25 protein-coding genes are annotated in these 22,814 nt (G+C 61.2%); 9 read left to right on the forward strand and 16 right to left on the reverse strand.

Annotated features, from left to right (window positions below; all coding sequences use genetic code 11):
- Nucleotides 1-6 precede the first annotated feature (6 nt).
- The 5 genes from ACXAHG_RS06050 to ACXAHG_RS06070 form a co-directional block, all read right to left on the reverse strand.
- Complete coding sequence (locus tag ACXAHG_RS06050) at nucleotides 7-378, reverse strand: GFA family protein (protein ID WP_475039951.1); 372 nt, start codon at nucleotides 376-378, stop codon at nucleotides 7-9.
- Nucleotides 371-772: a GFA family protein gene (locus ACXAHG_RS06055; RefSeq protein ID WP_475039952.1), complete on the reverse strand. Its 402-nt coding sequence runs from the start codon at nucleotides 770-772 to the stop codon at nucleotides 371-373. The genes ACXAHG_RS06050 and ACXAHG_RS06055 overlap by 8 nt, the downstream gene beginning before the upstream one ends.
- 10 nt (nucleotides 773-782) lie before the next feature.
- Nucleotides 783-1,370: a helix-turn-helix domain-containing protein gene (locus ACXAHG_RS06060; protein WP_475039953.1), complete on the reverse strand. Its 588-nt coding sequence runs from the start codon at nucleotides 1,368-1,370 to the stop codon at nucleotides 783-785.
- A gap of 180 nt (nucleotides 1,371-1,550) precedes the next feature.
- Nucleotides 1,551-2,006 (reverse strand): GAF domain-containing protein, encoded by a 456-nt coding sequence (locus ACXAHG_RS06065; RefSeq protein WP_475039954.1) that lies wholly within the window; start codon nucleotides 2,004-2,006, stop codon nucleotides 1,551-1,553.
- 98 nt (nucleotides 2,007-2,104) lie between these two features.
- Nucleotides 2,105-3,277: a thiolase family protein gene (locus tag ACXAHG_RS06070; protein ID WP_475039955.1), complete on the reverse strand. Its 1,173-nt coding sequence runs from the start codon at nucleotides 3,275-3,277 to the stop codon at nucleotides 2,105-2,107.
- A 95-nt stretch (nucleotides 3,278-3,372) separates the two neighbouring features.
- On the opposite strand from ACXAHG_RS06070, the gene ACXAHG_RS06075 reads away from it, so the two are divergent.
- The 3 genes from ACXAHG_RS06075 to ACXAHG_RS06085 all read left to right on the forward strand — a co-directional run bounded on the left by ACXAHG_RS06075 (nucleotide 3,373) and on the right by ACXAHG_RS06085 (nucleotide 6,070).
- On the forward strand, nucleotides 3,373-3,717 hold the full coding sequence (locus ACXAHG_RS06075; RefSeq protein ID WP_475039956.1) for an STAS domain-containing protein: 345 nt from the start codon (nucleotides 3,373-3,375) through the stop codon (nucleotides 3,715-3,717).
- Between the two features lie 35 nt (nucleotides 3,718-3,752).
- Nucleotides 3,753-4,214, forward strand: a complete 462-nt coding sequence (locus ACXAHG_RS06080; RefSeq protein ID WP_475039957.1) for an ATP-binding protein — start codon at nucleotides 3,753-3,755, stop codon at nucleotides 4,212-4,214.
- A gap of 281 nt (nucleotides 4,215-4,495) precedes the next feature.
- Nucleotides 4,496-6,070 carry a gamma-glutamyltransferase family protein gene (locus tag ACXAHG_RS06085; protein ID WP_475039958.1) on the forward strand — a complete coding sequence of 525 codons (1,575 nt, stop codon included), beginning with the start codon at nucleotides 4,496-4,498 and terminating at the stop codon, nucleotides 6,068-6,070.
- Between the two features lie 35 nt (nucleotides 6,071-6,105).
- Here the strand turns inward: ACXAHG_RS06085 and hspQ are convergent, their stop codons facing one another.
- Nucleotides 6,106-6,432, reverse strand: coding sequence for a heat shock protein HspQ (gene hspQ / locus ACXAHG_RS06090; protein ID WP_475045174.1), 327 nt, complete (start codon nucleotides 6,430-6,432; stop codon nucleotides 6,106-6,108).
- A gap of 86 nt (nucleotides 6,433-6,518) precedes the next feature.
- Here hspQ and ACXAHG_RS06095 point away from each other — a divergent pair, with 86 nt between their 5' ends.
- Both ACXAHG_RS06095 and ACXAHG_RS06100 read left to right on the forward strand, forming a co-directional pair.
- Nucleotides 6,519-7,406, forward strand: a complete 888-nt coding sequence (locus ACXAHG_RS06095) for an AEC family transporter (protein ID WP_475039959.1) — start codon at nucleotides 6,519-6,521, stop codon at nucleotides 7,404-7,406.
- Nucleotides 7,407-7,472: 66 nt separating this feature from the next.
- Entirely contained in the window at nucleotides 7,473-8,060 is a 588-nt protein-coding gene (locus tag ACXAHG_RS06100) for a transglycosylase SLT domain-containing protein (RefSeq protein WP_475039960.1), read from the forward strand.
- Between the two features lie 166 nt (nucleotides 8,061-8,226).
- Here ACXAHG_RS06100 and ACXAHG_RS06105 read toward each other — a convergent pair whose 3' ends face one another.
- The 4 genes from ACXAHG_RS06105 to ACXAHG_RS06120 all read right to left on the reverse strand — a co-directional run bounded on the left by ACXAHG_RS06105 (nucleotide 8,227) and on the right by ACXAHG_RS06120 (nucleotide 14,645).
- Nucleotides 8,227-8,817: a LolA family protein gene (locus tag ACXAHG_RS06105; protein ID WP_475039961.1), complete on the reverse strand. Its 591-nt coding sequence runs from the start codon at nucleotides 8,815-8,817 to the stop codon at nucleotides 8,227-8,229.
- A gap of 79 nt (nucleotides 8,818-8,896) precedes the next feature.
- Nucleotides 8,897-11,911: a DNA translocase FtsK gene (locus ACXAHG_RS06110; RefSeq protein WP_475039962.1), complete on the reverse strand. Its 3,015-nt coding sequence runs from the start codon at nucleotides 11,909-11,911 to the stop codon at nucleotides 8,897-8,899.
- Nucleotides 11,912-12,025: 114 nt separating this feature from the next.
- Complete coding sequence (locus ACXAHG_RS06115; protein WP_475056505.1) at nucleotides 12,026-13,204, reverse strand: aminotransferase class I/II-fold pyridoxal phosphate-dependent enzyme; 1,179 nt, start codon at nucleotides 13,202-13,204, stop codon at nucleotides 12,026-12,028.
- A gap of 109 nt (nucleotides 13,205-13,313) precedes the next feature.
- Nucleotides 13,314-14,645 (reverse strand): amidase, encoded by a 1,332-nt coding sequence (locus tag ACXAHG_RS06120; RefSeq protein ID WP_475056411.1) that lies wholly within the window; start codon nucleotides 14,643-14,645, stop codon nucleotides 13,314-13,316.
- Between the two features lie 110 nt (nucleotides 14,646-14,755).
- Here ACXAHG_RS06120 and ACXAHG_RS06125 point away from each other — a divergent pair, with 110 nt between their 5' ends.
- A complete protein-coding gene (locus ACXAHG_RS06125; protein WP_475056413.1) occupies nucleotides 14,756-15,982 on the forward strand; it encodes an FAD-dependent monooxygenase in 1,227 nt (408 codons plus the stop codon).
- Nucleotides 15,983-16,006: 24 nt separating this feature from the next.
- Here ACXAHG_RS06125 and ACXAHG_RS06130 read toward each other — a convergent pair whose 3' ends face one another.
- Genes ACXAHG_RS06130 through ACXAHG_RS06140 form a run of 3 tightly spaced genes read right to left on the reverse strand, consistent with a single transcriptional unit; the run spans nucleotide 16,007 to nucleotide 17,790 of the window.
- Nucleotides 16,007-16,195: a Trm112 family protein gene (locus ACXAHG_RS06130; RefSeq protein ID WP_475039966.1), complete on the reverse strand. Its 189-nt coding sequence runs from the start codon at nucleotides 16,193-16,195 to the stop codon at nucleotides 16,007-16,009.
- Nucleotides 16,192-16,836 carry an LON peptidase substrate-binding domain-containing protein gene (locus ACXAHG_RS06135; protein ID WP_475056414.1) on the reverse strand — a complete coding sequence of 215 codons (645 nt, stop codon included), beginning with the start codon at nucleotides 16,834-16,836 and terminating at the stop codon, nucleotides 16,192-16,194. The genes ACXAHG_RS06130 and ACXAHG_RS06135 overlap by 4 nt, the downstream gene beginning before the upstream one ends.
- A 27-nt stretch (nucleotides 16,837-16,863) precedes the next feature.
- Nucleotides 16,864-17,790, reverse strand: a complete 927-nt coding sequence (locus ACXAHG_RS06140) for a tetratricopeptide repeat protein (RefSeq protein ID WP_475056415.1) — start codon at nucleotides 17,788-17,790, stop codon at nucleotides 16,864-16,866.
- Nucleotides 17,791-17,864: 74 nt separating this feature from the next.
- Between ACXAHG_RS06140 and ACXAHG_RS06145 the strand changes: the two genes are divergently transcribed.
- Nucleotides 17,865-18,386: a DUF6653 family protein gene (locus tag ACXAHG_RS06145; RefSeq protein ID WP_475056417.1), complete on the forward strand. Its 522-nt coding sequence runs from the start codon at nucleotides 17,865-17,867 to the stop codon at nucleotides 18,384-18,386.
- 148 nt (nucleotides 18,387-18,534) lie between these two features.
- Here the strand turns inward: ACXAHG_RS06145 and ACXAHG_RS06150 are convergent, their stop codons facing one another.
- Entirely contained in the window at nucleotides 18,535-19,323 is a 789-nt protein-coding gene (locus ACXAHG_RS06150) for an exodeoxyribonuclease III (protein ID WP_475039970.1), read from the reverse strand.
- A 245-nt stretch (nucleotides 19,324-19,568) separates the two neighbouring features.
- Entirely contained in the window at nucleotides 19,569-20,255 is a 687-nt protein-coding gene (locus tag ACXAHG_RS06155) for a response regulator transcription factor (protein ID WP_039164198.1), read from the reverse strand.
- 173 nt (nucleotides 20,256-20,428) lie between these two features.
- Between ACXAHG_RS06155 and ribA the strand changes: the two genes are divergently transcribed.
- Both ribA and ACXAHG_RS06165 read left to right on the forward strand, forming a co-directional pair.
- Nucleotides 20,429-21,517, forward strand: coding sequence for a GTP cyclohydrolase II (ribA, locus tag ACXAHG_RS06160; protein ID WP_475039971.1), 1,089 nt, complete (start codon nucleotides 20,429-20,431; stop codon nucleotides 21,515-21,517).
- Complete coding sequence (locus tag ACXAHG_RS06165; protein ID WP_475045176.1) at nucleotides 21,517-22,026, forward strand: L,D-transpeptidase family protein; 510 nt, start codon at nucleotides 21,517-21,519, stop codon at nucleotides 22,024-22,026. Before ribA ends, ACXAHG_RS06165 begins: the two co-directional genes overlap by 1 nt.
- 55 nt (nucleotides 22,027-22,081) lie before the next feature.
- On the opposite strand, the gene ACXAHG_RS06170 is transcribed toward ACXAHG_RS06165, so the two are convergent.
- A complete protein-coding gene (locus ACXAHG_RS06170) occupies nucleotides 22,082-22,732 on the reverse strand; it encodes a YggS family pyridoxal phosphate-dependent enzyme (RefSeq protein WP_475056418.1) in 651 nt (216 codons plus the stop codon).
- Between the last annotated feature and the right edge of the window lie 82 nt (nucleotides 22,733-22,814).

The raw sequence follows: 22,814 nt of genomic DNA on the forward strand, positions 1-22,814 counted from the left end.
CTAATCTCAGTCTTCTTGCGGCACGTCGTCCGCAATCCGGTAGTAGTCGCCCTTGGAGGCGGTAAAGATGTGCTTTTCGACGCTGAGACCGGTGTTCCCGTCGACAGCGCCCAAAGCGAAACTGGTGGTGCCTTCCCCCGTCCCCTTCCAGAACAGAAAGGAGCCGCAGCGCGGGCAGCTGCCGCGCTTGGCCTGCGGAGTTGCCTCAAACCAGCTCACCGGGCCGGTGATGGCCAACTCCGTGTCCTTGACATAGGCCGAGGACCAGATGCCGCCCGACTGCTTGCGGCACTGGCTGCAATGGCACATCGAGGCGCCTTGCGGGCGGGCCGCGGTTTCAAAACGGATGTCGCCGCAAAGACAGGATCCCTTAAGCACCTTCGTCTCCCTTGAAGCCGGCGCATTGCGGCAGCCCGTCGGCGATCTCGTAATAGTCGCCCTTGTCCGCCATGAAGACATGCGCCTTGGTTTGCAGATCCGAGGGAGTGTCGATGGCGCCCGCTGCCACCACTGTGCGCCCCTCGCCCTCGGGCACCCAGAATAGGCTGGAGCCGCAGTCTCTGCAGAATCCCCGCCTGGTGGTTTCGCTCGACTGGAACCAGCGCAGGCCGTCCTGCCGGGTCAGCGCAAGGGCTTCATCAGGCACCGAAGTGGCGGCCCAGAAATGGCCGGAGGTCTTGCGGCACTGGGTGCAATGGCAGGCATAGACCGGCCGCAGGGGCGGCTGCAGTTCAAAGGCCACGGCACCGCACAGGCAGGATCCCTTGTGCATCACATGCCTCCTAGTAAACCGGCGGGGCGATGACCCAGACGGCCACCGCGGGTTCGTCATAAGGGTTCGACCACTGATAGGGTTCATGCTTGATCCGGAAGCTGTCGCCGGGACCGACGGTAAAAGCGCGGCCGCCGATCAAGAGGTCCAGCTTGCCCGAGATCATGTAGCCGACTTCCTGCGTCGGCCGGTGTGCCGGCGTCTGCATCCGGGAGTTCGGCCGGAAGGTGGAGTGCACCATCTCGAAGTCATCGGTCAGATCCGGGGAGAGCAATTCTTCGATCAGCCCCTCCTCGCCTGAGCCCATCGGGCGGCGGCTGCCAGCGCGCACCACATAGCCGTGCTCCTCGGCCGGTGCTTCGGAATGGGCAAACAGCATCGACATCGGCACGCCCAGCGCCTCAGCCAGCTCGCGCAGGTCGGAAATCGAAGGGTCTGACATGTCCCGCTCAACCTGGCTCAGCCAGCCGACCGAGCGGTTCAGCACCGCGGCGAGATCCGCTAGCGTCAGCCCGCGCGCCTTGCGCAGAGCACGGATGTCCGCTCCCAATGTGGCCGCTGCCAGCGCCTGGTCGTTCACCAGCTCTCTCCCGTCCATGAAAAAATCTCCTCGTTTTTCACGATGCCCCGAATCCGTGAAATTTCCAAGCTTTTTTTCACGAGGCGGGACATCCCATGAAAAAACCCAGCGCATAAAGGCGCCGGGCTGTTTCCTTCTGGTTCCAAATACCCTGGGGTGAGGCCGTCAGGCCGAGGGGCAAAGCCCTTCAGTCCCGAATCACAACCGGCCGAACACTTGGGCCAGGATCGCCGTCAGCTGCTCCGCATCCTCCTGAGTGAAGGCATCCGGCTGATCGCTGTCGATGTCAAAGACACCGATCAGATTTCCCTGCCCGTTCCAGACCGGCAGCACCAGCTCCGAGCGGGTCGAGGAGGCACAGGCGATATGGCCCGGGAAAGCCTCCACATCCGGCACCAGCTGCACTTCGCCTGTGCGCGCAGCAGCGCCGCAAACGCCACGGGAAAACGGGATTTTCAGGCAGCCGTGGCCGCCCTGGTAGGGGCCGATCTTCAGCAGTTCCGGAGCAACCGCGCGGTAAAATCCGGTCCAGTCGAAACGGCTGTCCGAATGGTGCACTTCGCAGGTGACGGTTGCCATCAGCGCCACTTCATCCGTTTCGCCTTCGGTGAGTGCCGCGATGGTCTTGGCGAGGGTTTCATAATCAGCCGGCATGGACAGCTCTCCTTCAACGTATTGAGGGGGCTGTCTGCCCCCTCTTGACCTCACGGTCAATTCACCCCCGAGGATATTTGCGGCAACAGGAAAGCGGCTCAGACCCGCTCAATCGCAATCGCCGTGCCTTCGCCGCCGCCAATGCAGATGGCGGCCACCCCCCGTTTCAGGCCGCGCTTTTCCAAAGCATTCAGCAAAGTGACCATGATCCGCGCGCCCGACGCGCCAATCGGGTGGCCCAGCGCACAGGCACCGCCATTCACGTTGACCTTGTCGCGGGGGATACCCATTTCATGCATGAAGGCCATCGGCACGACGGCAAAAGCTTCGTTCACTTCCCACAGGTCTACGTCCTCGACCGTCCAGCCGATTGACTTGAGCAGTTTCTGGGCAGCCGGAACCGGCGCTGTGGTGAACCAGCCCGGAGCCTGTGCGTGGCTGGCGTGGCCCAAAATGCGGGCACGGACCTGCAGGCCCTGCGCTTTGGCAGCTTCGGCTGAGGCAAGAACCAGAGCCGCCGCACCATCCGAGATAGACGAGGCATTGGCCGCAGTAACCGTGCCATTCTTTCGGAAGGCAGGTTTTAGCGTGGGGATTTTTTCCGGACGTGCGGATTTCGGCTGTTCATCCGCATCGGTGACCACTTCTCCCTTGCGGGTCTTCACAGTCACAGACGCGACTTCACCATCAAAGGCACCGCTTTCCTGCGCTTCCAAGGCGTTGGACAGCGACTTCAGCGCGTATTCATCCTGTGCCTCGCGGGTGAACTGGTACTTTTCGGCGCAATCTTCTGCAAAAGTGCCCATCAAGCGGCCCTTGTCATAGGCATCTTCCAGCCCGTCCAGGAACATGTGGTCAATTACCTGACCGTGACCGATGCGGGCGCCGCCGCGCATCTTCGGCAGAACATAGGGGGCATTTGTCATGCTCTCCATGCCGCCGGCGATCATCGTATCGGCGTGGCCCAGCGCAATCTGGTCAAAGGCGATCATTGCCGCCTTCATGCCGGATCCGCACATCTTATTGAGGGTCGTAGCTGGTACATCTTCGCCCAACCCTGCCGCAAAACCGGCCTGGCGTGCAGGTGCCTGGCCCTGGCCTGCTGGCAGCACACAGCCCATCAGCACCTCATCCACGGTGGCAGTGCCGGCCCTGTCCAAAGCCGCCCGGATCGCAGCACCTCCCAGCTCTGCAGCCGTCACTCCGTCATACATGCCCTGAAACCCGCCCATCGGTGTCCGGGCCGCTCCGGCGACAACAACATCTTTCATGCAATTTTCCTCCAATCGTCAAAATAATACCTACAGAATAGTAAGCTTTGCGGTCTAGAGTGCTGCCTAATGACGTTACATCCCGGGGGATTACAATGAGCCTTACCACCACCATGACGGACGATGCTCAGATCGTCAAAGTCAATGCGGAACGCATTGATGCCGCCATGGCCATCCAGTTCAAGGAGGACATGCGCACGGAAACCGAAGCAGGGCCGGACCGCGTCATCCTGGATCTTTCCGAAGTGCAATTCATCGACTCAAGCGGATTGGGGGCAATTGTCGCGGCAATGAAGCAGTTGGGCGGCACCCGCAAGCTGGACCTTGCCGGCTTGACCCCAATGGTGGAAAAGGTGTTCCGTCTGACCCGTATGGACACGGTCTTTGATCTGTACAGTTCGCTAAGCGAAGCAACCGCTCCGGCAAACGCAAACTCCTGAAGACAAAGGCGCTGCCGGCGCAAAGCGAGAACTCGATGGTAAAAACCTTTGCCTGCTCGTTCACGGCCACAAACCTGGATGCCCGTTCCGGCATTTCAGATATTGTGGCCCAGTTGCGGTCCCTGGGGATCCCAGGCGCCCGCGTGGACGAGGTGCAAATCGCCCTGACCGAAGCCGTGAACAATGTGGTCGAGCACGCCTATGAAGGCGCGCAGCCGGGCGATGTGCGGATTAGGGGCGAACTGTATTCCGAACGTTTGTGGATCAGCATCCAGGATACCGGAGCGCCGTTTCCCCAGGGAGAGCTGCCCGAAGGCAAACCTGCCGACATCAATGTTCCCGCCGGCAGTCTGCCTGAGGGCGGGTTCGGCTGGTTCCTGATACGTGAATTGGCCAGCCAGGTGCAGTATGAGCGCTCGGAAGGCAACAACAATCTTTCGCTCTGCTTCGAAATCCAAGTGACAAGCCCTTCTGCCAGTACGCAACGGGAAGCATGACCAGACTTGGCTCAGACAGTTTTGCCGCATTTTAACGCTCCGCCACATTGGCGCCGCAATCCGGGCCAACCGCAGCCAAATACATATGCGACACCTTGCCTGTAGCTAAACAGAGCTTCCCCCGGTGCCGCGTGTTCTAGCCCCCACCAGTGCGCGGCGCCGGGGATACGCCCCCCCTGCCCCGTACACTGACGCTCCGTTTCCGCCCGGCCTGCGCGGATTTGATTTGCCTTATTGACGCCTGCGCATAGGCTCTGCCCGGAAGTACAAGGAGCAGCTCTATGCGCGATTTCCATCTACCGGGGCGGTCAGCCGTTTATGCGCAGGGCGGCCTCTGTGCCACGTCGCACCCGCTGGCGGCCGGCGTGGCCGTGGACATCCTGAAACGCGGCGGCAATGCTGTGGACGCAGCAATTGCCGGGGCAGTTCTGCTGGGAATCTGCGAGCCTCAGATGACAGGGATTGGCGGGGATTGCTTTGTGCTGTTTTCACGCCCTGGCCAGGACATTCAAGCCCTGAACGGCTCTGGCCGGGCGCCGATGGCTGCAAACCCGGCAGCACTGCGGGCGCAAGGTCTTTCTTCCATCCCGCTGGGAAGCCCGGACGCGGTCACTGTCCCTTGCGCGATTGATGCATTCAGCAGACTGTCTGAGCAAGAGGGGAGACTGGGTCTTGATACTTTACTAGAGCCTTCAATCCGCTACGCCGAGGACGGGGTACCTGTTGCGCCGCGCACTGCGTTTGACTGGGCAAACAGTGCGGCAACCCTGCAGGGGACAGCACAGCGGCACTACTTGAAGGCCGGAAAACCCTTGCAGTGCGGCGATGTGTTCCGGGCCCCTGGACAAGCTGAAATACTGCGGCGTATCGCCCGGCATGGACGCGACGCATTTTATACAGGTGAAGCTGCTGAAGACATGGTTTCCGCGTTGTCAGCTTTGGGTGGCAGCCACCAGCTGGAGGATTTTGCGGCGGCGGCCAGCTTTGCAGCGCAGCCCGTCCTGGGCCAATATCAAGACCTGAGCCTGGCAGAGCATCCGCCCAATGGCCAGGGTGCAACGGCGATACTTCTACTGAATATTCTCAAGCACTTCGACATTTCCAGCATGAAGCCCTTTGGCGCCGAGCGGGCCCATATCGAGGCAGAAGCCGCCAAGCTGGCCTATGATGCGCGCAACCGTTTCCTAGCCGATCCCAGCCATGCAGCAAGGCTTGAACATATGCTGGCACCAGAAACGGCAGGGAAGCTCGCCGCACTGATTGATCCCAAAAGCGCGATGGCTGCTGCCGCGCCGTTGACTGAGGCTGTGCACAAGGACACCGTCTATATCACGGTTGTAGACCAAGACCGCATGGCGGTTTCGCTGATCTATTCCATCTTTCATGGTTTCGGCTCCGGCATCGCCTCAGAGAAGTTCGGCATTCTGCTCCAGAACCGCGGTGCAGGTTTTACTCTGGAAGAGGGCCACCCGAATGAACTGGGGCCCGGAAAGCAGCCGATGCACACAATCATCCCAGCCATGCTGCAACAGGAGGGAGCTGTCATCATGCCGTTTGGCGTAATGGGCGGCGGTTATCAGCCCACCGGTCACGCACGGCTGGTGTCCAATCTGGCGGACTTTGGGATGGATTTGCAATCCGCCCTAGATGCGCCCCGCTGTTTCGCTGATGGCGGCGTCTTGAAGGCAGAACGCGGCTATGCTGCAGATGTCCTTCAGGAACTGGCGGACATGGGTCACCAAGTGGAGGTGCCCGGCACGCCGCTTGGCGGTGCGCAGGCAATCCGGATCCATGCCTCCGGGGTGCTGGAAGGGGCCAGCGATCCGCGCAAGGATGGCTGTGCGCTGGGGTATTGATCAGCCGGCCGCTTGGCCGGCGGCCATAACAGGCGTCAATTCAGCTGATAATGCAGAGCGTAGGCGCCGCCGTCGAAGTTGCCGAACATCTCCGGCACGTCCGGGTGGCCGACAGGCTCGCCGGAGTAATCTGCGACCAGATTCTGTTCGGACACATAAGCTACATAGTAGCTCTGATCGTTCTCTGCCAGCAGATGGTAGAACGGCTGATCCTTTACCGGGCGGCTGTCCTCTGGGATCGCCTCATACCATTCCTCGGTATTTGCGAACTCCGGGTCAACGTCAAAGACGACACCGCGAAAGGGATGCTTCCGGTGGCGGACGACCTGCCCAAGGTTGTATTTTGCTCGTGTTCTCAACATGGTCATGCTAGCCCCCGTACCTTGTAAATAGCGCGCACGCCACGCAATTGTCCAACTCTTGACGCAAATTTTCAGGGAAACAGACTGTGAACCTCGCTTTGACAGTGCTCGAAATCACCACCCCGGTGTTCCTGCTGGCCTTAGCCGGGTTCACCTGGGTGAAGCTGGGTTTCGAATACCGGACGCAGTTTGTCACCCGGCTGGCGATGACATTGGCCGTGCCCTGCCTGATCTTTACTGCGCTGATGAACACCGACCTCGACAAAGGGGCGCTTGGGGCCTTTACCCTGGCGGCGCTGGCTGGCCATGTACTGCTGGCAGCAGCAGGAGAGTTCCTGTGCCGCATGGGGCGGCTTGAGAGGCGGACCTACCTGGCGCCTTTTATTTTCGGCAATACCGGCAACCTGGGCATCCCGCTGTCGCTGTTTGCCTTTGGTGAGGCCGGTCTTGGGTATGCCGTTGTCATGCTGGCCGTTTCGGCGATCCTGTCCTTTACATACGGCATCTATCTGGTTGCAGGCCAAAGCGCAGGCAGCAAGGCAGTGAAGGAGCCAATGGTGTGGGCCACGTTGCTGGGCGGGCTGTTTCTGTGGCAGGACTGGGAGACCCCGCGCTTCCTGACCAGCACACTGGAATTGGCCGGGCAAATGGCTGTCCCGCTGATGCTGATCACCCTGGGCACGGCGGTCGCCCGGCTGACCCCGGGCAAGACGGGAAAGGCCATCGCCCTTTCTTTGGTAAAATTTGCCCTTAGCGCCACCGCTGGCTGGTTTCTGGCAATGGTCTTTGGCTTGGACCCGACGGCTTCCGGCGTGCTGATTCTACAACTGGCGACGCCAGTCGCCGTAACCGCGTATTTGCTTGCAGAGAAATTCGAAGCCGACTCCAGCGCAGTTGCAGGCCTGGTCGTGGTCTCGACCTTGATGTCCGCGGTTCTGCTGCCGCTGCTTCTGACACTGATTCTGGAATTGTGATTTTCACATCTGCCGCAATCGGCTAAACTCGCCCAAAACAAACCCAGTAAAAAATGGGCAGAGGCAATGAGCAGACTCATCAGCGCCCTCGTTCTCCTCTTGGCGGTTGCGTCTTGCGGAGGCGGGCACAAAGCGCCGCCGCGTAATTTGGATAATGCCTGCAGCATTATTCAGCAGCGGCCGGAATACCTGAAGGCCTTCCGGGCCTCACAGCGCCGCTGGGGTGTTCCGGTCCATGTGCAAATGGCGACAATCTATCATGAAAGCAGGTTCCGTGGCGATGCGCGCACACCGCATCAGTTCCTGCTGGGAGTGATCCCGGTCGGGCGGCAATCCAGCGCTTATGGCTATAGCCAGGCCCTGGACGGCACTTGGGATGACTACCGCCGCGACACTGGGCGGCGGCGCGCCAAGCGCGACAGGATCAGTGATGCGGCCGATTTTATGGGCTGGTACATGCGCAAAAGCCGCGAAAAGAACGGCATCCCGTTGTATGACGCGCGCAACCAGTACCTCGCGTACCACGAAGGCCACTATGGCTATGCCCGCGGCAGCTACCGGTCAAAACCCTGGCTGATGCGGGTGGCCGGTCAGGTCGAGGCCCGCGCGCAAACCTATCAAGCGCAACTGGCAACCTGCCGCAAATTCCGGTGATCTTCAGCAGCTTTGCCTTGCCCTCCCCTCGTTTCTCATGAGGGGGAGCTTGTGTGCCAACCTACGGGCTATTCTCAAATGAGGCAAAGCCTGGGCGGGTGCCAGAAAGAATGCTGGCGCCTTGCTTCGGGGACCTACTGCCGCAGCTCTGGGCAAAGCCAGAGGTTCAGCGTGACGCGCCGCGCCCGCTTGTTTTGAACAGGCTGGATGACAACGGCAGGCCGGTTTCCATCGCGCCGAGAATGACCGTGGTCTGGCCGCCTGCACTGTCGTGGATCACCCATTTTCGCAACTCAACGGGATCACCGGTGAACATCATTTCGATGCTGCCATAGTCAGGATGCTCGGGGTCTTGCGCTCTGACAATGGTGGAAGTACCGTCAAAGGCATGACCCACCACCATGTTGGCGCGGCCTAAATCCACCTTGCGGTCCAGGATGATCGACAGCGGAGTGCGTTTCAGCGGATAGGTTTCCGGCGGCTGGTTGGACTTGGGGTCATGAATTACAACCGCCCCGCTGCCAGCAACAACTGTGCCGCCCCCCTGACCGTCGTATTCGAACCGCATCCGGCCAGGCCGGTGCATGTACAATTTGCCTGTCGACAGGCTGCCGTCGTCATTGATCTGGGTGAATGGCGACGCCGCGGTGCTGATCCCGTTCAAATAGCGGGAAATCTCGTTGAGGCTCAGCTGCTCTGCCGCCCAGGAGGCCGGGGCAGCGAGGATCAATGCAAGGGAAAGTGCAATCCGTTTCATGGGCACAACATAGGTGCACTGCTGCAGATGTGAAGATGCCGGCCCCAACAAGGACCGGCATCGGCAGAAATCCGTCAGTTCATTGCTCTGGAACCAGAATTTCCCGCTTACCCACGTGGTTGGCAGCTGAGACAACGCCCTCATCCTCCATCTGCTCTACCAGGCGCGCGGCCTTGTTGTAGCCGATCGCCAGCTTGCGCTGAATATAGGAGGTCGAGCACTTGCGGTCCTTGATGACGATGGCGACGGCCGTGTCATAGAGCGCGTCCTCGGTGTCGGTGTTGCCGCCGGTGTTCAGCCCCAGAACCGCATCGATATTGTCGGCCTTGTCCTCATCCGGGCCATCCAGAACGCTTCCCACGTAGTCCGGCGGACCGAATTGCTTGAGGTGATTCACGACTTCCTCGACCTCTTCATCCGAACAGAACGGGCCGTGGCAGCGGGTGATCTTGGCCCCGCCTGCCATATAAAGCATGTCACCCATACCCAGGAGTTGCTCGGCGCCCATCTCGCCCAGAATGGTGCGACTGTCGACCTTTGAGGTCACCTGGAAGGAGATCCGGGTCGGGAAGTTTGCCTTGATAGTGCCGGTGATCACGTCCACGGACGGACGCTGGGTGGCCATGATCAGGTGGATGCCCGAGGCCCGCGCCATCTGCGCCAAACGCTGAATACAGGCCTCAATTTCCTTACCCGCAACCATCATCAGATCGGCCATCTCGTCGACGATGACGACGATATACGGCAGTGCCTTGGGTTCGAACTCTTCGGTCTCGAACACCGGCTCGCCCGTGTCATCGTCAAACCCGGTCTGCACCGTACGGCTGAACATCTCGCCTTTGGCCAGCGCTTCCTTCACCCGGCCGTTGTAGCCCGCGATGTTGCGCACACCCATTTTGGACATCTTGCGGTAGCGGTCCTCCATCTCACCCACCACCCATTTCAGGGCAACAACCGCCTTCTTCGGGTCAGTCACAACCGGCGAGAGCAGATGCGGGATGCCGTCATAAACGCTGAGTTCCAGCATCTTGGGATCGATCATGATCAGGCGGCATTCATCCGGTGTCAGCTTGTAAAGCAGCGACAGGATCATGGTGTTGATCGCCACTGATTTACCGGAGCCGGTAGTACCCGCAATCAGCAGGTGAGGCATCTTGGCCAGGTTCGCGACCATGGCATCACCGCCGATGTCCTTGCCCAGCGCCAACGGCAGCGCGTGGTTACCGTCGCCGAAGTCGCGGGAGGACAGGATTTCACGCAGAACCACCTTCTCGCGTTTCTCATTCGGCAGTTCGATGCCGATCACGGTGCGGCCGGGCACAGTCGAAACCCGCGCTGACAGCGCAGACATGGACCGGGCAATGTCATCCGCCAGTCCAATCACGCGGGAGGCCTTGAGGCCCGGTGCGGGCTCCAGTTCATACATGGTGACAACCGGGCCCGGGCGGACCGAGACGATCTCTCCCTTCACGCCATAGTCATCCAGCACTGTCTCCAGCATCCGGGCGTTTTCTTCCAGCGCCTCGTCACTCAGGTGGTGGCGTTCGATGCTGACCGGGTTGGTCAGCAGGTTCAGCGGCGGCAGTTCGAAATCACTGCCGCTGTCTTCAAACGCTAGATTGGGTTGGGCTTCGGCCTTAGCCCGCGCCGAGGGCTGGACAGCCTTGCGCACCGGTTTTTCGACCACCGCCTTTCGCGGTTCTGCAACTGGCAGATCAACTGTAAGGCGCGGCCCCGGTGCCGTGGCCGGTTGCGGAGCTTTCTCAACCGGCAACGCTGTATCAGGCAAGGCTTCCGCCGCCACATGGTCCGGAGCCAGCACCTGAGGCACATCGTCAAATTCGCCTTGGGCGTTATGTTTCGGCGCATGAACTTCGGGCACCGGCGGGACAAATGCCTCTTGATCCGCGGTCTGCCAGGTCAGTGCTGGCTCTTCTGCGATCGACGGCACCGCCACTTGTGCAGCGGTCAACGGCGGCTCGGCTGGGAGACCACCTTGTTCTGCGGGATTAAAGATCAGCGGTGCCGGGCGCTGCCCGCGGCCCTTGGTCAGCGGCAGGTTCGGATCCATCTCTGGCGGTGTGTCGGCAGCACGGCGGATCCGCACCGCATTTGCGATCTTCTTGGAGATCCGGTCTTCGCCGCCTTCGCTGTCATCAACGGGTTCTTGTACCTCCGCATAACCCGTTTCGGCCGCAAAAGCCTCTTCAGGTGCCGGTACAGCAGGTGTGGCACGGCGGATCAGGCTTGGCACGCGCGACAGCAGACCGCCCTTGGCCGGCGCCTCAGGCTCTTCATCGAAAGTATCGGCGGAATAGGCGTCTTCCGGGTAATCCTCGAACATGTCCGGGTCAGCTTCGTCATTGGCATAAGTGTCGCCGCCCTCTGCACGTTCGGCCCGTTCCTTCCGGTAGGTCATAGCGGCCTGCAGCCCGCTGGAGGCACCACGCCCAAGCAGGGCAGCGACGGCTCCATACCCAAGAATGAGGCCGATCATCACCTTGTGGAGTCCCTTTTTAACCTCGGGCCAGGTAAAGCCCAGCACCACGCATCCAAGCGCCAGCATGCCTGCGGCGCTCAGCAGCGACATGATCTTGACCATGAAGTGCAGGCCCACAGGCAACAGCGCCAGCAGAGCGCCCAGGAAGGTGTAGCCCACCATGCCGCCAAGTCCGAAATCATAATTCTGCTGCCAGCTGGTGCTGGCATTCAGGGTCTCCATGTGCAGGGCCACCACCAGCAGCCACGGCACCGACAGCAAAAGCGGCCAGACCACGCGGTCCTCGCCCTTGTGCAGCACGAACCGCAGACCCCAGGCGCACAGAAACAGCGGCATCGCCCAGCTGGCCTTGCCGAACAGAGTGATCAGTATGAAGGAGACAGAGGCGCCCGGCCGGCCCAGCCAGTTCTGCACCGGTGCGTCGGTGGACACCGTCCAGTTCGGATCTTCGGGCGTGTACGAGCCGAGCATAGCCGCAACCATCAGCCCCACCAGAATCAGGGCAATCCCGATCAGTTCCTTGCCGCGCTTTTCAATGGCCGCCTGCATATTGCTGTCGAGCAGCGGATCGCGGCTGCGGGTTTGAAATGCCATGCCTACCTCAGTTCCGTTTCATTCGCCCCTGCCCCGCTGTTCACCGCGGGGTCACCGGCCTGTCCGTTCTTGGTTTTGGCTGCGCGGCCCCAGTCAAGGGCCGCTCAGCAGAATTCAGTAAAGGCAGCCGCGCAGCGTGCTCAGCGCTTTGCGGGTGTCCTCAGCAGGGGCGACAAGCGCCACCCGGATGTAAGTTTCGCCCGGGTTCTGGCCGGGTGCGCCTTGCGCCAGGTAGGCGCCGGGCAGCACCCGCACCCCGGTTTCCTTCCACAGCTTCAGTGCGGCCTGCTCGCCATTTTCCACCGGGAGCCAAAGGAAGAAGCCCGCCTCGGGCGCCAGGTAACCGTTGAGGCCGTTAAAGACCTCATCCGCAATTTTGTATTTTTGCTGATAGAGCGCACGGTTCTCTGCTACATGCGCTTCATCCGCCCAGACCTTGGCCGCAGCGGCCTGCAAGGGGCCTGGCAGGGGTGCACCGGAATAGGCGCGCAACTGTTTAACCCGCTTGATAGTCTCCGGCCCGCCGGCAATCAGCCCGGATCGCAGCCCCGGCAGGTTCGAGCGTTTCGAGAGCGAGTTGAACAGCACCACCTGCTCGGGATCGGCGCCCAGTTCCTGCGCAACGGTCAACGCCCCGACGGGGGCGTCGTCACGGTATATCTCGGAGTAGCACTCGTCCGCGAAGATGCGGAAATCGTATTTCTCTGCCAGTTGAATCAGCCGGGTCCAGTAGTCGCGCGAGGCCACGGCGCCCTGCGGGTTTGCGGGCGAACAGATGTAGGCGACCGTCGTGCGGTTCAGCACATCCTCCGGCAGGTTCTCATAGTCCGGCAGATGGCCGGTCGCGGCGGTTGCGGGGACAAACACAGGCTCTGCCCCGACGGAAATCGTCGCCACCATATAGACCTGGTAGAAGGGGTTCGGGATCAGCACCACCGGCCTTTGCCCATTCTTTTGCTCTGGGCATAGCGCCATGGCGGCATTGTACAGACCCTCCCGTGTGCCGTTCAACGCCATGATCTGGGTTTCCGGATCCGCTTTCACAGCATAGCGGCGGTGGATCCACTCCGAAATCGCACCGCGCAGCTCAGACGTGCCGTCGTTGTTAGGATACTGATTAAACCCGGCGGCATTTTCCGCGATGACATCAGTGACCCAGGCCGGAAACGCATGTTTCGGCTCGCCAATAGTCATATGCACCACGTCCCCGCCAGGGGTGTGATGGTCCAACAGCGCTCGCAGGCGCGGAAACGCATAGGCTGGCAGGTTCGAAAACCGCTCAGGAAAGTCCATATCTTGTGCCTCGGTCACGGGATCATTGGCGCCCCGTTTGCGCCTTAGGTTACAGGGGGTGGGCGGATGCGTCCACCCGGTGATGCGGCCGCTGGTCCGAATGTGGCTTTCAGGCCAAGGCGGCCTCGATCGCGGCGCCGGTGCGCAGCAAAGCTTCCTCGCAGTCCGGCTGCCCCAGCACCTGCAGCCCGCAGCTGGGAGTGCCAGTGGGCAGCGACAGGCCGCACAGCCCCATCAGGTTGCCAATCCGGGTGTTGCGAAGCGCCATCAGGTTGGAGCGAACGTAATAGTCGTGGTCGCTTTGCAGCCGGTCCAGATTGGGTGGCAGAATTGGAGAGACGGGGCTGAGCACTGCATCAAACCCCGCCACGGCATGATCCCAGGTCATGCGGCACTGCTCCAGCTTGGCCCAAGCGGCGACATAATCCGAACCGCTGAACTGCGCCCCTGTGCGGAATCGCTCCAGGATTTCCGGGAACATCAGTTGCGGCGACGCCTCAATCACGTCCTTCCACAGGCCATAGGCCTCGGTCGTGTAGAGAATCGGGCTGAGGCCCATCGCCTCGTCCAGCGCAGGCACCTCCAGCGGCACGATCTCCGCCCCGGAGTCTTTCAGCCTTTGCAGCGTTTCGCTGTGGGCGGCAGCAACTTTCGGATCGAGATCCTCCTGCGCCACATTCTGCAAGTCGGCAAACCGGCGGCCTTTCAGGGATCCAGAGTTGCGCAGGTCTGGACCCGCGACCCCTTCCAGCACGCCCAGCAGCAGCCCCGCATCTTCGACAGACCGGACCAGCGGGCCGACGGTGTCGAACTTCAGGCACAGGGGCACAACACCCTCCAGCGTTATCCGGCCGGAGGTTGTCTTGAGCCCCACAAGATCGTTCCAGGCGGAAGGGATGCGGACGGAACCGCCCGTGTCAGAGCCGATTCCGCCGGCTGCCAGCCCGTAAGCCACAGAGGCTGCCGCGCCCGAGGACGACCCGCCGGGGGCGGCGTTCTGGTCATTGACGCAGGGTGGTGTTTCCTTGACCGGGTTGAAGCCAAGACCGGAGAACGCCAACTCGCTCATGTGGGTTTTGCCGAGGCAGACCGTGCCCATGAGCGTTGCATTGGTCAAAACGGCGGCATCCTGATCCGGCACCCGCCCCTTGAGCAGGTCTGAACCGGATTCGGTTGCGGTGCCGGCGCTGTCGAACAGGTCCTTCCAGCTGACCGGCACCCCATCCAAGAGCGAGCGGCGCAAGCCCAGACCAGCACGCTGCTCAGCCGCTTCTGCCTCCGCCAGCGCGCGGTCATAGGTCACTTGCGCGTAGATCCGGTCTTTCAGGGGGTGCGCGTCGATAGCATCCAGATAACAACGCACCAGTGCCACCGGACTAATCTCACCGGCCTCAATCCCGCGTCCCAGATCGGCGGCAGTCATCGTTAGCCAGTCTTGCATCAGCATCTCTCCCCTTGGCAGCTGATGGTGACGGTAGCGGCAGCAGGACGCAGGTACAATCCCGCGCTTCCTGCATGGACAATCCCGTCAGCAAGCGCATATTGCGGGGCATGAAAAATGCGTCCGATATCCTGATCGTAGGCGGCGGGCTGAATGGTCCGGCCCTGGCCCTGGCCCTGGCTCAAACCGGCCACAGCGTAACCGTGGTCGACTCTCTGACCCCGGACAAGCTGGCTGATGAAGCCTTTGACGGCCGCGGCTACGCCCTGGCGCTGGCCTCGCAGCGGCTACTGCGGCAGATAGGTGTGTGGCAGCACGTTGGAGACAGCGCGCAACCCATGCTGGAGATCAAGGTGACCGACGGCCACGCGGGCCATGGGTCATCGCCGTTTTTCATCCACTTCGACCATGCTGAGCTGGAAGAAGGACCGATGGGTTACATGGTTGAGGATCGTTTCCTGCGCCGCGCCTTCCTGCAGGCGATGGAGGACGCGCCCGGTATTACTCTGGTGTCCGGACGCACCGTGGTCGCACAGGCGCCGGATCAGACCGGCGTGACAGTCACCCTGGATGACGGCGGAGAGCTGCGCGGCCAGGTTCTGGTCGGCTCCGACGGGCGCCGCAGCGGCACCGCGCAACGGGCGGGGATCAAGCGCTCCGGCTGGGACTATGGCCAGACCGCGCTAGTCTGCGCCATCGACCATGAAAGACCGCACCACGGCATTGCCCATCAGTTCTTCATGCCGCCCGGGCCGCTGGCGATCCTGCCGCTGCCGGGCAACCGGTCGTCGATTGTGTGGAGCGAGCGGACCGAGACCGCCAAGGCGATCCACGCCTTGGATGACGCGGATTACATTCAGGCGCTGCGGCCTCGGTTCGGTGATTTCCTAGGGCAGATTTCCCTAGCCGGGAAACGTTTCACTTACCCGTTAAACCTGACCATCGCCAACAGCTTCATCGGAGAGCGAATGGCGCTGATCGGCGATGCCGCGCACGGGATGCACCCGATTGCGGGCCAGGGCTTGAACGCCGGCCTGCGCGATGTTGGCGCACTGGCAGAAGTAATCACCGAGGCCACCCGGCGGGGCGAAGACATCGGCTCCTCTCTGGTGATGGAGCGCTATCAGCAATGGCGCCGTTTCGACACTGCCTCACTGGCAGCGGCGACTGACGTGTTCAACCGGCTGTTTTCCAACGCCAACCCGCTGCTGCGCCTGGGCCGGGACATCGGCATGGGGCTCGCAGGTGCCATCCCCGGCCTGCGCCGCGGTTTCGTGCGCGAGGCGGCCGGCCTTACCGGCGATTTGCCGCGGCTGCTGAAAGGGCAGGCGATCTAGGGGAAATTTGCGGCGCCAGCCGGGTTAATCCAACGCGCGCGCCTCATCCACCAGCATCACCGGAATCCCGTTGCGGATCGGAAAGGCTAAATTGGCCGCACGCGAAACCAGTTCCTGCGCCTGGGCATCGTACTCCAGCACCGTCTGGGTCAGCGGGCAGACCAGCGCTTCCAGCATACGGCGGTCAAAGGCAGGTGCCTGAGTTTCGGTCATTGCAGAGTTTCCTCCTGGGAGCCGCCGCGCAGGGCAAACTCGATCAAAGTGACAAGCGTTTCCCGCCTTGTGGCAAGGCAGGGCGCCTCGAGCAAGGCCTGTTTGTCCTCGGGATCGAATTCCAGAAGCATCGCCAATGAATTGATCAGCAGCTCATCGTCCGCCTCTTTCAGCGCCTCCCAATCCGTCGACAGGCTGCGGGCAGAAAAGAAGCGCTCCAGAAGATCCAGAAACGCGGGACGGTCGAGGCTCTTGTCCGCTTCTGTCCGGCCAAGATCCCGTTCAAAGCCAGTCCAGCTGACATCGCAGCGCCGATAGGGAGTAAAGCCGTCAGCCTCCTGAATAATCCTGAACCGGGAGACACCGGAAAGGGTGACCAGATAACGCCCGTCTTCTGTCTCGGAAAACTGGGTCACACGCCCGGCGCACCCTATGCTGTGCAGCTTTTCCCCGTCGCTCTGCCCGCCATGGCAGGGCTGCACCATGCCAATCAAACGCTGACGCGTTTTCAGCGTGTCCTCGAGCATCTGTAGGTATCGCGGTTCAAAAATATGCAGGGGCAGCCGGGACCGGGGCAGCAGAAGCGCCCCGGGCAAAGGAAACACGGCAACCGTGTCCGGCAGATCAGCTGGCTGGATCATGGGTCAGACTGTAGTGCTGGCCCGGCCTTAGGCAAATATCATTGAGCTGAGTTTGCGCCGCCCGTTCAGAACCACCGGATCATTCGGTTTGAGCGCGTCGAAAATAGTGAACAGCTGGGCCTTCGCCGCACCATCATTCCACTCCCGATCACGCCGGAAAAGCTCGAGCAATTCCGTCACGGCGGCCTCGGCATCCCCCGCCGCGTGAAGCGCCTGCGCCAGATCGAAACGTGCCTGCAGGTCATTCGGGTTTGCTTCCACAGCGGCCCGCAGTTCGGTTACCGGACCAGCATTCTCGGCCTGCCGGGCGAGTTCGATTTGAGCAAAAACCGCTTCAATCTCTGCAGCACCTGCAATTTCTGCAGGCGCGCCGTTAAGAACCGCCTCGGCCTGATCCAAGTCACCCAGCGCGATATGCGCCCGGGCCAGCCCGCCAAAGGCTGCGGCGTTGCTGCCGTCCTCGCCCAGAATCGCGGCAAAGGTCTGGACCGCGTCTGCCACCGCACCTTCGGTCAGCATCTGTTCTGCCGCTTCAAGCGCTTCGCCAAGGCCTCCGTCGGCAGAGCCACCCGCCGCTTCGATCACCTTCTTCACGAAGGCATCAATTTCCGAGGCAGGCAGAGCGCCCTGAAACATATCGACCGGGCGCCCCTGAACGAAGGCCACAACGGTCGGGATCGACTGCAGAGGCAGGCCTTGCTGTGCCAAGGCCTGTGCCAGGCGCTGGTTCTCATCCACATTGACCTTGGCCATCGTGGCCGCACCCTTGGCTTTGGTTACAGCAGCCTCCAGCATCGGGCCCAGTGTTTTGCAGGGCCCGCACCAGGGTGCCCAGAAGTCCACGATCACTGGGGCCTGCATGGATGCGTCCACGACATCCTGCATAAAGGTGGCTTCAGTCACGTCTTTGATCAGGTCGCCCGCCGGTGCGGCGCTGCCAAGAATTTCGCTCATCAGATTGTTCTCCGCTAGGAACTTGCCCCCTATATGGAATCCTGCGCGCCGGAAACCAAGAGAGGAGTTTGCCAATGGCCTGCCGCCGGTTCGATCTCTTTGCCGCCTCCGAAAGACTGATGCGCATGGATGAGGCCGCCTGGGCGCGGCACGCAAACCCCTGGAGCGTCTTCAGCCGCATGACGATCCTGCCGCTGATGACGCTGGCCATCTGGTCGCGAGTCTGGTTTGGCTGGGGGGCTTTGCTGCCCGTAGCACTTGTTCTGGCATGGACGTGCTGGAACCCGCGCGCCTTTGGCCCGCCTGCGGGCACGGATAGCTGGGCATCCCGCGGAACATTCGGGGAGCGGGTTTTCCTGAACCGCCGGCAAGTGCCGGTTCCGGCGCATCACATCCGCTGGGCAAAGGGGCTGGCCTGGATTTCAGGCCTGGCTGCCCTGCCCTGGTTGCTGGGGCTTTGGCGGTTTGACCCGGGGCTGACCCTTTGCGGGCTGGTGCTGATGATAGGCGGCAAGCTCTGGTTCGTGGACCGGATGGTGTGGCTCTATCAGGACATGCGGGACCAGCACCCGGAATACAAAAGCTGGCTGCGTTAGCCGAAGCGCTCTCACCACCGGCAGCGGGTCCCGGCTGCGCCAGGACCCTTGCGGTGTACCCGCACTGCGCGCCAGCGCAGTACCATGACCAACTGAGACGGGTCGCCTATGGAGACCCAGGATCAGGCGGGAGCCCCCCCACCTGCCGTCACAGATCAAATGTTGCAAAGACTGGCGCATGGTCGCTGGGCTTTTCCCAGCCGCGGGCATCGCGCAAAATCCGGCTGGAGTGGGCCGCATTCCGGATGTCCGGCGTGGCCCAGACATGGTCCAGACGGCGCCCTTTGTCGGCAGCGTCCCAATCCTTGGCCCGGTAGCTCCACCAGCTGTAAAGGCGGCCGTCGGGGAGGTCGTTCCGGGTCACGTCGGACCAGCCGCCCGCTTCCATCACGTCAGCAAAATGCTCGACCTCGATAGGTGTGTGGCTCACAACCTTGAGCAGCTTCTTGTGGTCCCAGACATCGTCCTCGCGCGGGGCAATGTTGAGGTCGCCCACCAGGATCGACTTCTCCGGCTTCTCTGCCTTGAACCAGTCGCGCATGTCCGTCAGGTAGTCGAGCTTCTGGCCGAACTTCTCGTTCTGCTCCCGGTTCGGCACATCGCCACCTGCGGGCACATAAAAATTGTGGATCACCACACCGTTCTCCAACCGCCCGGCCACATGGCGGGCATGGCCGAGACCGGCAAAATCCTTGTCGCCGATATCCTCGATCGGCAGCCGCGACAGGATGGCAACCCCGTTATACCCCTTCTGCCCGCGGGCAATCATGTGGCTGTAGCCAAGTGCCGCGAACCCCTCCATCGGGATCTTCTCCACCGGGCTCTTGCATTCCTGCAGGCACAGCACATCCGGGCCTTCTTCCTGCAGCAGTTTCTGCACGATCGGCTCGCGCAGGCGGACCGAGTTGATGTTCCAGGTGGCAAGGGTAAATGGCATCGCGCGCCTCATCATGTGTTCCGGGTTCCGGCGCGATACTGCCTGTCCGGGCAAGGAAGGGCCAGAGGCGATTATGCGCCCGGGTCGGAACTTTCCATGTGCCCCTGGCAAAAAAGAGGCCGGGCACGCAGCCCGGCCAAGTCCAACAGGGAGGTGCATACCGTAACCCGGATATGCGCGGGATCATGTGCAGTCTAAAGATGCGGTGCAGTTGCCTCTTTGATCTGCGTCAACAGGCCTATAGCTCAGGCCACCAGGCGGTATCCGCCTGATTCCGTCACCAGCAGGCGCGCATTCGACGGATCGGGCTCAATCTTCTGCCGCAGCCTGTAGATATGTGTTTCCAGCGTGTGGGTGGTGACACCCGCGTTGTAGCCCCAAACCTCGTGCAGCAGCACATCGCGCGGCACAACCCCGTCGCTGGAGCGGTAGAGGAACTTGAGGATGTTGGTCTCCTTCTCGGTCAGCCGGATCTTGCGGTCGTCTTCGGTGATCAGGAGCTTCATCGACGGTTTGAATGTATACGGTCCCAGGGCAAAGACCGCATCCTCCGATTGCTCATGCTGGCGCAGCTGGGCACGGATACGGGCCAGCAGCACCGGGAACTTGAACGGTTTGGAGACATAGTCGTTGGCGCCTGCATCCAGCCCCAGGATGGTGTCAGCGTCGCTGTCGTGGCCTGTCAGCATCAGGATCGGCGCCTTCACCCCCTGCTTGCGCATCAGGCGGCACAGCTCGCGGCCATCGGTGTCCGGCAGGCCGACATCAAGAATGATCAAGTCATAAAGAGCTTCCTTGGCGCGCTCCATTGCACTTTGGCCGTTTTCGGCCTCGAAGACATCGAAGTCCTCGGTCATCACCAGCTGCTCGCTCAAGGCCTCACGCAGGTCCTCATCGTCATCAACCAGCAAAATTTTCTTTAGTTGCGCCATCGGCTCGCCCTCCTGTTCTCCTGACCACACATGCGTATCCTTCACGCCGCCGGCAAGATTTGCTGCAAAACTCTCACGCCGACGTGTCCATGGCATGGAAAATGTTTCACATCCGTTGCATTTAGGCGTAAAGACAGCGAGCCTTTGTTACAAAATAACACCGGATTCCCCGCATGAGCCTGATGCCCACTATGATCGAACTGCTGGCCCGCGCCCGGGTTGATCTGCGTATGGGCCTTCCGGTGGTGCTGACCGATGGGCAGGAGGCTGCTCTGGCGATCAGTGTGGAAGCCTTGAACAGCCAGCGCCTTGCAGATTTGCGCGCGTTGGGCAGCTTGTCGCTGGCGCTGACCGCCAGGCGGGCGGAAACGCTGAAAGCACGTGTATATGACCAGGACATTGCCCGTATCGAGGTTCCGGCCGCGGAAGATCTGAAGTGGATTCAGTCTTTGGCAGATCCGGCAGACGATCTGAACACACCGATGAAAGGCCCGGTTTCCAGCCTTCGCGGCGGTTCTGCCGAGCTGCATAGGCTGGCGATTGCTCTGGTGAAGTCTGCTCGTTTGCTGCCTGCGGCCGCGCTTGTTCCCATCAGTGATGCATCCGGATTTGCCGCCGCTCACGGGCTTACTGCCCTGTCGCGCCTTGCTGCAGGGCCCTTGCTCAGCGAAAGCTCGCCCCTTCATCCGGTTGCTGCGGCCCGGCTGCCAATGGACGCAGCCGAAGCAGGCCGGTTGCATATCTATCGCCCGGAAGATGGCGCCGAAGAGCACTACGCGGTGGAAATCGGCCGTCCGGACCGGTCAAAACCTGTACTGGCCAGGCTGCATTCCGCCTGTTTCACCGGTGATGTTCTCGGCTCCCTCAAATGCGATTGCGGGCCGCAGCTGCGCGGTGCCTTAGCACAGATGGGTGAAGAAGGTGCGGGCGTTTTGCTCTATCTGAACCAGGAGGGCCGGGGCATCGGCCTTGCCAACAAAATGCGGGCCTATTCCCTGCAGGATCAGGGATTTGATACGGTGGAGGCCAATCACCGGCTTGGATTTGAGGATGATGAGCGTGACTTCCGCCTAGGCGCCGCTATTCTTCAGAAGCTGGGTTTTTCCCAGGTCCGGCTGCTGACCAACAATCCCAACAAGATCGCAATGATGAAAAAGACCGGAGTAAAGGTGGCAGAGCGTGTGGCGCTGAAAGTAGGTGAGAACGCTCACAATCAGCACTATCTGGCCACAAAGGCCCGTAAATCCGGCCATATGCTGTGATATCGCCTGCGGATCTGGTTCTGACACCGCGCGGCGTGCGCTTCATGGGGCGGCTGTTGCCCTGCACGATCGGCAAAGGCGGGCTGTCTGCCGGCAAGCGGGAAGGGGATGGCGCCACTCCTGTTGGCCTGCATCGCATAGCAGGCATGTTCTACCGTCCTGACAGGCTCGCGCGCCCCGCAGCTTGGGCCAAATCGATTGGCCCAAGGGATCTTTGGTCCGATGATCAAAGTGATACGGACTACAACCGGCATGTACGGGCACCATACGGCTTCAGCCATGAGCACCTGCGCCGGGCAGACCCGATGTATGATCTCATTCTGTTCACTGATTGGAACTGGCCAAATGCCGTTCCTGGCAGGGGCTCAGCCATTTTCATCCACCAATGGCGCCGGCCCGGTTACCCGACTGAGGGCTGCATTGCCTTCTCCCGCGCCGATCTGCATTGGCTTGCTGCCTGGGTGCAGCCCGGCACCCGGGTCCTTGTGCCGCCCTTGGCCAGCGCCTGACGGGACCAAGACTTTTTAAAAAGTCTTGGCAAAACTCTTCAAAGAGTTTTGCGCCTCAATACGTGCGGTCACCGAAAATAGCAGAACCGACACGCACATGAGTGGCACCGAGGGCAATTGCTTTCTCGAAATCTCCGCTCATGCCCATGGATAAGCCTTGCAGCCCGTTTCGTTCAGCAATCTTGGCTAGTAGGGCAAAATGCAGGCTCGGCTCCTCGTCGACAGGCGGAATGCACATCAGCCCTTTGACGGGCAGGCCCAGCTGACGGCACTCCGCAATGAAAGCATCTGCGTCGGCAGGCAGGACACCCGCTTTCTGCTCTTCTTCACCGGTGTTGACCTGAACAAACAGCTCAGAGCATTTGCCTAGTTCCTGCGCCACCCGGGCCAGCGTTTTTGCAAGCTTGGGCCTGTCTAACGAATGGATGCTATCGAACAGCTCCATCGCCTGGCGGGCCTTATTGGTCTGCAGGGGGCCGATCAGATGGAGGTCAATCCCGTCAAAATTCTGTGCGAAGCCAGGCCATTTGCCTGCGGCCTCTTGCACCTTATTCTCGCCAAAGCAGCGGTGTCCCTGTTGCAAAACGGATTCCACACGCTCATTCGGCTGCACCTTGGATACCGCAATCAGCTGAACACTGCCTGCAGCACGTCCGGCTTTCGCTTCAGCCTTGGCAATCTTGGATTTGATATCTTCAAGCGGCATTGGATGGGCCTCATATCTGTTTGGCCGCAAAGAACACTGTTTGCCAGGAAATGTTAAGAGGCAAAAGAAAAGGGCGGGCCCC

Source organism: Leisingera sp. ABD4_442 (assembly GCF_056160905.1).